At 41.1% G+C, this 10,555-nt stretch carries 7 protein-coding genes and 1 tRNA gene; 5 read left to right on the top strand and 3 right to left on the bottom strand.

Annotated elements, in window-relative coordinates; genetic code table 11:
- Positions 1 to 16: 16 nt before the first annotated feature.
- The 4 genes from H5185_RS18810 (at position 17) to H5185_RS18795 (ending at position 7,316) form a co-directional block, all read left to right on the top strand.
- Positions 17 to 1,720 carry an AMP-binding protein gene (locus tag H5185_RS18810; protein ID WP_182742855.1) on the top strand — a complete coding sequence of 568 codons (1,704 nt, stop codon included), beginning with the start codon at positions 17 to 19 and terminating at the stop codon, positions 1,718 to 1,720.
- A gap of 717 nt (positions 1,721 to 2,437) precedes the next feature.
- On the top strand, positions 2,438 to 4,519 hold the full coding sequence (locus H5185_RS18805; protein ID WP_182696988.1) for a hypothetical protein: 2,082 nt from the start codon (positions 2,438 to 2,440) through the stop codon (positions 4,517 to 4,519).
- A 113-nt stretch (positions 4,520 to 4,632) separates the two neighbouring features.
- Positions 4,633 to 6,003 carry an ankyrin repeat domain-containing protein gene (locus H5185_RS18800; RefSeq protein ID WP_182742854.1) on the top strand — a complete coding sequence of 457 codons (1,371 nt, stop codon included), beginning with the start codon at positions 4,633 to 4,635 and terminating at the stop codon, positions 6,001 to 6,003.
- Positions 6,004 to 6,890: 887 nt separating this feature from the next.
- A complete protein-coding gene (locus tag H5185_RS18795; protein WP_124016473.1) occupies positions 6,891 to 7,316 on the top strand; it encodes an HPP family protein in 426 nt (141 codons plus the stop codon).
- A gap of 261 nt (positions 7,317 to 7,577) precedes the next feature.
- Here the strand turns inward: H5185_RS18795 and H5185_RS18790 are convergent.
- From H5185_RS18790 to H5185_RS18780, 3 genes are all read right to left on the bottom strand, one after another.
- A tRNA-Pro gene (locus H5185_RS18790) sits at positions 7,578 to 7,654 on the bottom strand.
- Positions 7,655 to 8,013: 359 nt separating this feature from the next.
- Positions 8,014 to 9,804 (bottom strand): DUF3413 domain-containing protein, encoded by a 1,791-nt coding sequence (locus H5185_RS18785; RefSeq protein ID WP_182742853.1) that lies wholly within the window; start codon positions 9,802 to 9,804, stop codon positions 8,014 to 8,016.
- Positions 9,805 to 9,888: 84 nt separating this feature from the next.
- Positions 9,889 to 10,101 (bottom strand): YejL family protein, encoded by a 213-nt coding sequence (locus H5185_RS18780; RefSeq protein ID WP_124016475.1) that lies wholly within the window; start codon positions 10,099 to 10,101, stop codon positions 9,889 to 9,891.
- A 183-nt stretch (positions 10,102 to 10,284) separates the two neighbouring features.
- On the opposite strand from H5185_RS18780, the gene H5185_RS18775 reads away from it, so the two are divergent.
- On the top strand, positions 10,285 to 10,555 hold a 271-nt coding region (locus tag H5185_RS18775; protein WP_182742852.1), incomplete at its 3' end, for a nucleoid-associated protein.

The following is a 10,555-nucleotide window of genomic DNA, read 5'->3' as shown; positions in this document are numbered from 1 at the left end:
ATGCACGGAGGCTTTAATGGTCAAACAACACCAAGCGCAACTTCCTCTTACTCTGAGTGAATACCATGGTGATACTTCAATAACGCTTATCAATAAAACCATTGGTCAATATTTTGATGATATTGCTAACATCTATCCAGATAATCTTGCTGTTGTTGTTTACCATCAACATATCCGCTGGAACTATCGCCAGTATCAAGAAAAAATAGACTCCCTCGCCACAGGTTTATTGCAGCTAGGCATTCAAGCAGGAGATAGAGTAGGGATCTGGTCGCCTAACAACATTGAGTGGTGTTTAACACAATTTGCGACCGCTAAAATTGGCGCCATTATGGTGTGTATCAATCCCGCTTATCGACCTGAAGAGCTGGAATACTCCTTGAGCAATGTTGGTTGCCGTGCCGTGATTTGTGCTGATAGGTTTAAGTCCAGCGATTACCTACAAATGTTGAATGAGTTATTGCCAGAATTGAGCAGTAATCAGGGCCGTTTATCCGCTCGCGCACTGCCAAAACTTGAATTTGTTATCCGCATGGGTACAGACAAAACCCCTGGTATGCTTAATTTTAATGATTTGCTGGTGGAGGTTAACGCCGATGATCAACATGTGTTGGCCAGCATTGCTGACTCTCTTAGTACACATGATTCGATTAATATTCAATTTACCTCTGGTACTACTGGCAGCCCCAAAGGCGCGACATTATCGCATCATAATATTTTAAATAATGCTTATTTAGTGGCTGAGGCGATGAAGCTTACTCCGGCTGATAAATTGTGTATTCCTGTGCCGCTATATCATTGTTTTGGCATGGTATTAGGCAGTTTATGTTCAATTATAAATGCCTCCGCAGCGGTATACCCGGGGGAGTCTTTTGATCCGCTAACTACGTTAACCGTGGCTGCACAAGAGCGTTGTACCGCACTACATGGTGTACCGACCATGTTTATCGCTGAATTAGAGCATCCGCAATTTAACGAGTTTGACCTTAGTTCATTGCGCACTGGTGTAATGGCGGGCGCCACTTGCCCCGAAGAAGTGATGCGCCGCGTTCAAAATGTAATGTATATGAAACAAGTATTAATAGGTTACGGACAAACCGAGTGCAGCCCGCTAAATCATATTACTGAGATTGATTCTTCCATCGAAAAGCAAGTGCTCACAGTTGGTCGTGCATTGCCGCACACTGAAGTGAAAATCATCAATGAATTTGGTGATGTGGTGGCTGTTGGCCAACCCGGTGAAGTGTGCAGCCGAGGTTACTGCATTATGCAAGGTTACTGGAATGATCCGGTGAAAACTGCCGCAACCATTGACAGTGTAGGCTGGCTGCATTCAGGAGATATCGGTCAAATGGATGAACTTGGCTACGTACAAATTGTCGGCCGAATTAAAGACATGATCATTCGCGGCGGCGAGAATATTTATCCTCGTGAAATTGAAGAAAAGCTCTATAGCCACAAAGATGTGCAGGACGCAGCCGTCTTTGGCGTTCAAAGTGACAAATATGGCGAGGAGGTGTGCGCATGGATTAAAGTGCGCGCCAATGCCGATATTACTGAAGACGATATTCGTCATTTTCTCACTGAGAAATTTGCCTATTTCAAAGTGCCGCGCTATATCAAATTTGTCGATCAATACCCCATGACAGTGACAGGTAAAATCCAGAAGTTTAAGATGCGTGAGTTAATGTATCAGGAGCTACACGAAGCGATAAATTAGTCTTTGAGCATTGAGTTTATACAACACCCAGTATTGCGTCATTGATACTGGGTTTTTTAATGGGTTCAAGGCTGTTGTACCAAAGCAATACCACACTTAACTTCAAAGAGATAAACCGTTGAGTTAGTCGGTTTAAACCAAAGTATTTCAACGACTCCGCATATCTCCATAGGACCAGCTAAATGAGTGGGTTTTCTTATCTGGCTTGAACTGCATACATCAACTACAGCGTTTATTCTGATGCGAGTAAATGCAAGCTCTGTTGAGATAACCGTAATATTTAAAAAGCTAAAATGTGTAGTTGTCATTCGAAAGAATGAGAACGCCAACTCCTTGATCAGCATAGTCAAAAATATCACTTTTTATTGATCTGACCCCGTATTTTTTAATTAATTGAAATTAAATATTTTTCAAGTCAAAAAGCGCATTTTGATGGATTAAGGGCTATTTTACCCTCTTGAATATTTCCACATTTTTTGTATGGTTAACGGTATGTTTAATGGGTTTCTTTTTGGTAATAAAAAGGTGGTTTAAATGTTATATGTCGGTGCCGGTTGTTTAAGGTTTTGACTGTTGGATCGACTGGCGAACAAGGTTTACAGAGTGCATAAACCTTGTCGAGTTTTAATACCGCCCCAACTTAGTTACATAAAAATAAAATATAGGAGGTTGTTATGGTTGATTAATTTAATCCCAAAATAATTACAGGAGGTTGTTATGTTATTTGTTAAATATTTTAATAAAAAACCGCTTGCCCTTGCTATTTCTATAGCATTGCTTGCCTCAATAGGGAGTGCTACGGCTTATGAATCGCCAGTGCACGTTTTTTCAGTTAAGGATGTTCTGGGGGGACTTAATGGTGTGACTTTCTCTGAAGATCCATCAATTATTTGTGATATTGGAGAAATCAGTTGTCCTAGTGATAATCTTCCATTTCTTGATAAGTCGGGGGTGATGTTATATCCCGTCGATAGTGAATTTGGATTTTACGTTGTAGATTTTCTTGGCGCCCAACCCAAAGCGCGCAATGGTGACTACCTAGAAGGATTCGTTGGTAATATTCTCGATGGAGGAGAGATTATCGGTATTCAAGTTGCTAATGCTGCCACCGAAAAATATAAGGTGAAACCTCCATTAGGTACTTGGTGTCAAGGGTTAGGTGGCACCTCGGTAAAATGTGAAACGGAACATTATACCGTTATGGAGCATGCCCTTAGTTGTTATGAAACCATCCCATACTTTTTTGCCAGTCCAGATGGTACCCAAGCAATTTTATCAACACCAGACGGCAGTCTCTCGTTTGACTGTGCAAATGCACCACTGGATGATAATGTCCAAGTTTTAGTCGGTGGGAAAGCATATGAACGCTTGATCAAGGCAACACCTTGTGTGGCAGATAATGATCCAATTGGCTGTCAGATGTTCCCTAATGATAAGACCAATATGTTAGATAATATTGCCTTAAGTACTGATTATTCTATACAGCTTAAAGATGATGGTAAGCCACTTTATGGTTGGGGAGGAATACATAAACGGCCTAATGATATTCGCATGTATGCTCAGCTGGCATTGCCAGCAGAATGGAAAGATCCAGCAGCAAACTTTGTGGTTACTCGAGCAGAGTTGGTGGTTAATCATTGGATCACTAATAATCCTAATGACCAACTTCGTCCTGAAGACTTGGAAAATGAGGCGGCAACAGGTCGTAAACCATCTTATAGAATTGAAGGTGAAGGTGACACTGCTATTTGGAAAAGTACTGTTCCTTGTTATGAAGGCGATAGTGACATAATTGATACTGATGAAGGGTCTTTAGAACCGTCTTTTATCGGAATCGGTACCGTACTAAAAAATTCCCCTAAAGCGCTAGACCCTGCAGCTTCTCCTGGTTCAGAACCCTCCGATCATCCTTATGCCTTCTCATCGGATCTTGTTGGTGGTTATTCTAACGCCTACTATACCACCCTTAATCGAGACCCATTTGAATGGTCTTATGATACAAATCCAGATCCAAATATTCAGGACTTCATCGGTAGTGCTTTGCCCGATGCTTCGCTTGGGGAGCTGGTTTCTGGGCCACGCTGGAGACTTAAACCTAATAAGTTTGGTCAAGACCTTCCTGGAATGGAAATCCCCTTGATTGAATGTAGTGCGCCGCCTTTTGCCAAAGATAACGTGAAATATACTGTGGGTATACCGACAACAACAGTGATCAATTTACTCGATTGGGCTGAGGGCGAAACCTCTCCACTCGCAACGAGTAAAGGCTGGGTAGATGTAACTGCAAATGAGTATGTCACAATTGTTTCTGACTCAGGTGAACCGCCTGTCACCAGCAATGGTTTGCCGATGACGTCGGACTTTGATCTTGCGGTCTATATTAAAGGCGATAGTAAATCGACGGCTTTATATAACGCGCAGCTTATCATCGAATATGAGGGTGAAGTACCTGTGGTGAATACTGAGGTAGATGTCGCATTGACGGCCTTTGCTGCATCAGCACAAGCTAAGTTTGGTGACACTGTGGCTATGGTTGTCGAAGTGGCCAATCTGAAAGAGAGTAGTGTTAGTGGCGAGGTAAGTGTGAGTGGCGTAACCAATAGAGGATTGGTTATTCACCTGCCTAGCTTGGCTTTTAGTGACTTAGCTGGCGGGGCTGCTACATCTTTAAACTTCAGCTGGCCAGTCAATATCCTAAAAAACGAGAAAATTATCTGGACGGCGACAGTGTTTGCCGAAGGCGATCTTAATAATGATAACAATACTGGTACTGCAATAACCAAAATCCGTAGATTTTAATTAAGGATTGACTGGTGAATCAAAGGGGGGAAGCGCTGTTCTCTCCTTTTCACACAAGCTAAACATAAACTGTTATTAGCCGTTTTTATAGACCGAAAGGATAGGAATAGCAGATGCGCATTATACAAATTGTCTTCATTGCGATTATTATTTTATCTTCGGCAATTATCACTTTGTCAGCTGAAGATAATCGTGATCCAACCCAACTAGAGACACCTGTTACTTCAGCTACGCCTGCTGAAACAAGCACGAACCCATTACAAGTAATAATAAAGTCAACTAAATTAGTTCAAACAACAGTCACCCCAACAGCTAAACAAAGTGCTAAAAAACCGGCAATGGGCCACGATTACCAGAAAAATATGCCTAAGCTAGGTAAAGGTGAAGCTAATTATCGTGGTGGAAAGGAAACAACATCAGAAGAACAAGCTAAGGATAGCCCATTAAAACAATCACCAATCATAGATGAACAGCATATAAATAGTGCTAATGTTGGTTATCCTGAATATCGACAACAGGGAGGTTCTGCTTACTTTCAGCATCAACAATATGCTAATCCACCCCGCTCTTCAGCAAGCCAAGCTGACCCCAAACGATTAGACCAAAGCAATGATTTGCAACATAATCCGTCATTGATTGATGCTCAGGATAATAATGCTAAACCCCTAAAACCCTCTCACGAGCAACGCAGAGCATTACTTCATGCAGCCGCTTTTGGCGATGTGCAAGCGGTGAATAAACTTCTTAAAGAGGGAGCAAGTCCTGATGCCAGAGCAAAAGACAGAATAGGGCGTACAGCCTTAATGCTCGCGGCGTTGAGTGGGCATACCGACGTCGTTAATACTCTGCTTAAGCAAGGGGCGAGCGTAAATATAAAAGATAAAACAGGGCATACAGCGCTGAACTGGGCGGCAAATCGTTCAGATATAAATATCGTGACGATATTGCTCAGCTACGGAGCCGACATTAATACTCAAGATAATGCTGGAACATCTCCTTTGTTGTATGCCATTGGAACACACAATATAGCAATGGTCCGTTTATTATTATCTCATGGCGCCGCGACTGAAATAGAAAGCGATGAAAGTAAGATGACCCCCTTGCTACTTGCCATCGAGCATAATGATCTGGAATCGATTAATCTTTTGTTAGATAACCGAGTCAATGTTAATGGAAAAAACAATGATAATTTTCGGCCATTAATGGCTGCGGCAGAACAAGGTCAACTCAATACTGTGCAACAACTTATCTTTCATGGTGCAGAGGTTAATCAGTATGATAATAAGCATTTTTCTGCATTGATCTATGCCGCGAATAAGCAACATATTGCTGTAATGGAGTTTTTATTAGCCAAAGGGGCAGATATTAATGCTCTTGATGGTAAAGGGTTGTCCATTGTGATGCGTGCCAGGCAGCAGGGTCATACTGAAGTGATAAAGTTACTATGTGGAAATGGAGCTAAGCTTAATGCCGACGACTGCTGATATAAAGGGTGCTATCAATCTTTTATTATTCTGAATTATCATCTGCAGTACATATGCCGAAAGTCACGCTGATAATCAACGTATTGGCAGTTATAGTGAATATTAACTAAGGTTAGAAACCATCTCTTTACGGCTTCTCAGTGCAATATTGTAAAGCAATTTAAGCAGGACATGACTCAGTACATTGGTCTTTGTAGGATTAAAATGAAGGTTGAAATACGACATTATTTCGTTGTGCAGTGAATATCAATACAGGTACTAATGTTACTGCTTTTAATCGTCGCACCTTGTCATGCAGATGCTGCAGAAAAATGTGTGTGAAAGTTCAATTCATGCCATTCAATTTTGTAAATTACAGAAAAAGGCCCACAAGCTTTATGTCGTGGCTTATATGACGTAAAAGTCAGCATTGATATTGAGTTTATAGGCAGTCAGTTCTTTTATGAAACGATCCGTGTGGCTGATTTTTATATTGCATTAAATAACTCACTTTCTTATAAACAGACATACGACGGATGAATACTTCTGATGATAATGCTTTGGTATTTACTCTTAGGCATCAAGAAGACTTATTTGTGAGTATCACGAAAGTATTTTTAGGTGTAAAGGGACGCGGGAGCTCTAGATCACCGCGGAATGCTCAAAGAAATGGGATATCACTTAGCCTAAGGATATGGTATTGCTAGACATATACCATAAAAATTAATCAATTGTATAAAGCATTGAGTCCTTTAAGAGGAGTTGCTTAAGGCTATTTAGTCTCTGGCTCAATGTCGATATGAAGGTTACTGTTATGCCTATTTATTTTGCTACCAGCGGCATTCTATATTCGATATAGTCTTCATTCGGAGTGAATTATGTTATGACAGCTGTAAAGGAGTAATACCATGAAAGTATGCGACATTATGACCCCAAATCCGGTGTGCATTAGTCATGAAGCTAGCCTTAAAGATGCTCACCAATTGATGCAAAGCCGTAATGTGCGTCATTTACCGGTTATTTCTGAGCAAAATGGACAACTCATCGGCATGTTGACTCACAAAAAGATGATCGCCAGTGTGTTGAGTATGCTTAATAAATATGGTCAAGGAGCGTTAGACAGAAAAGAGCGATATACTCCAATTGCCGATATTATGGACACGAAAGTACAAAAGTTAGGCTTAGATGAACCTCTGACTATAGTCGTACAATATTTTATTGATAATAAACTGGGTTGCTTGCCGGTGGTTGATGAGCAAAATAATGTTCTTGGTATCGTTACATCTTCAGACTTTGTCAAACTGTGTCAGCGCTTATTACTGGCACAAAAGTAATAATGTTCAAACTAAGCTAACAATTTGATCAATCTCCATAGCGACCATTTCGTTTTTAACAATGTTGCCAGAACTATGGGGCAGTGATTTAGTGTTTGGTTTTTATGTGGCGAAGTCTACTGTGTCGCAGGCTAAAGGCTATAAAAGAATTAACTGGATTGCTCAACACAAACTAGAAAAACAAAACCCCGTTTCAGTGTTGCTGAAACGGGGTTTTGTTTAGGTCAATTTCGATAATATATCGGAATAAAACATCTGATTTGGTCGGTATGAGAGGATTCGAACCTCCGACCCCTGACACCCCATGACAGTGCGCTACCGGGCTGCGCTACATACCGAGTTTTTAGTACTTTATCACTCTAGCAGTCAATATTGAGTATCAAGCTAGTTGATAAAGTATCACTTAGTTGGCCTAATGGCTTTGGGGTAACTCAGCTGAGTTCACTAAGCGGATAAGCACTTTATCAACAGTAATTAACGAGTGCAAGCAGTTAGTTAAGCGCTATTTATCGATTGACTATAAACTGCCCAATTACGATAACGAATATTGGATAAGCGGCTAGAATATAGCCTTTTGCATAAGCGTTGCTCATGGATATAGGTCGATATTGACTTAGATGCTGAAGGTAATATTTATTGTATTACCTTCAGCACTTTTTAAGCATAACTAACACCAATGAATGCTACTTTGGTTGGTTTATTGGTTGTATAGCCTTCTACCTTCGCGCATCACTTGGATGAGTTCTGGTGCACTCATTTTTTTATCTAAGCGTTTTTTGTAGTCCAAATCATAGATACGGTACTTGCCGAAGCGATCCAGCACGGTAATTTCAGATTTTTGATAGATAGCAAAACGGCGACTATCTCCTATGTAGACCCAGGTTTCATTATTAGGCTCTAGCAAGCTTCGGCCCGAGCTGTAATCAGTACTTGGGTTTGTGCAGCCTAAGACATGGCTTAGCAAGGTTGGTGCTATGCCATAATGGCTAGTGCGGTAATTGACTTTATTACCACTGCTGTTTGGCCAATGAATGATCAGTGGCACTTTAACGTTACCGGGTGATAAATCGCTGCGTGCATCACTGGCGTTACTGGTGAAAACTTGACCGTATGTGCCGGTAATAAGCACCACAGTGTCATCACTGACATTATTGAGTAGCGTAGCGAGTTGCTGGTCAATAAAGTTAAGCGACTGACGATATTGGTTAAACAATACTTTCTGTGCTGGCTTTAATGGCATTTGCGGTTTCACGGTTTGCACGCCTAAAAAACCAACAGGAGTATCGTAGTCTTTCGGTGCAGTCAGATTGACTAAGCTGAACCAAGGTTGTGTTTGATTCTGTTGCCATTGATTGACTGTGCTAATGGTATTGATGTCGGCATCTGCACTGCCATTTTGACTTTCGCTGATGTGCATGGTCATGCCGTTAAACATTGCGCTATTGGCAGCGTATTGTTCATTTTCGGGGGCAAACATGGCTAATTGATAACCTTGCTGCTTAAGGATGTTGGTTAAGATTGGGCTAGTACTGTCAAACTCTTTGCGGTCACTATAATTACCTTGTAGACCATACATGAGAGTAAACATACTGGTTTCAAAGTCAGAACCACCAGCATAGTGATTCGTAAAACGTTGATTTTGGATTCGATATTGGCTTAAAAACGGCATAGTGACGTTATCGACCATGTCTGCTCGAAGGCTGTCTATGGTGATCAGCATAATATTTGGTTGGCTATCAGCACTGCATTGCATCGGATTGATGGGGTAGCTTAACTTTCGCGATTTAGTGTTGCGTGATCCTGTTGACTGCATGCTGCTGTCAATGCCGTGATTTTCCATAAACGATCGCGCTGTTGCTGGGTATGACACTGGATAAGCGTCATCAAAACGAGTGACTTCAGTCATGTTAGTGGCATCGGCCCAAATATGAAATAAATGGCTGCTGACGAAACAAATTCCGACAAACAATACCACTTTATTACCCCATTGTTTTTTCTGGATTTTGTCGATGCGTTTCCACAAATAATTGGCCGCGGTAAGTTCAACAATCACAATGACGATAGGGGTGACTATGTATGAGGTACTGTGCAATAGCGCGTTGAGGTCTTGCCAAGCTAAATCAAAGGCAAAAGGACTTAAATGAATACCATAGTCGTCATAAATAATGGTGTCATACAGTAGGGCATATAATCCAATTGAGGCAATAAATGCAGCAAAACCGCGTAAAATTTTAGAGTAAGGTAGGAGTAAGGTAATCGGGAAGATAAAAACTAAGTAACCGATAAAAGCCAAAAAAGTAAAATGGCCAATGGTACTGATAGTAAGATATGCCCAGCCAATAATGGATTCTGGATAGCCGACACTGCCGATATACCGAGCGCCAATCAACATCGCCAATATGCCATTAAAGAAGGCAAACCAGTGACCCCAATTAACTAAGCGTGACACTTTATCACGCGTCATTTGCTGCTTTTTGCGCTCGATCATGTTAACTCGTATTCCTACGTTATTATCACGGCTTTTTTTCAGTGTAACTGATTGTTAGCATTAGTGATAAATTTTATTTAGTCGTTACTTAATCGACTGTGTTAAAGCTTTGGCAAATTGCTCTGCTACTTTTTGACGAGACTCATTTGGGACTTTTTTGTCAAGCAAATGGGTCACGCAGTTACCTAGTACCATCAGGCTTAAATCGGTAGGTGCTTGATGCTTTGCTAGCACAGCAAGCAGCTCACTGATAAGTGCCTCAACTTGAGTGTTTGTGTATTTAGATTGAATTGCCATAGTCAGAAAACTTCAATAAAGAATGAATTAGCTGCACATAATAACGGATTTAGCCGGCGCTCGCCTCAAGTTTTATTCGCTCTATGTGAGGAATATCGTAAACCCTTGTTCGATTTATACGGTTGGTCTGATATCATTCTTTTTAAAATTATCATCTGTGACTGACTAGGATTAACAAGGCTTATGGGCATTAGTATTGAGCAAGCAATTATTCACGAAATATCTCAAGACAGTCAGGGGCAAATGCGTTGTCGTTTACGCCCGCAACCGTTGTTGAATACTCACGCCGTTGAAACCATGTTAGAAGAGTTACATCAGACCTATTCGGGCAAAGCGGGAAAAGGTTTTGGCTTTTTTGGTACCCATGACGATGATGGCGAAGCCAATAGTGCATTTTCTGATGCTCTGACAGGCTATCGCAAAGGCGATTTAGGCTTTGTAGAATTTAGTGGCC

Origin of the sequence: Shewanella sp. SG44-6, assembly GCF_014164185.1 — a bacterium.
Lineage (GTDB): Bacteria > Pseudomonadota > Gammaproteobacteria > Enterobacterales > Shewanellaceae > Shewanella > Shewanella vesiculosa.
This window is presented reverse-complemented; position numbering and strand designations above follow the sequence as displayed.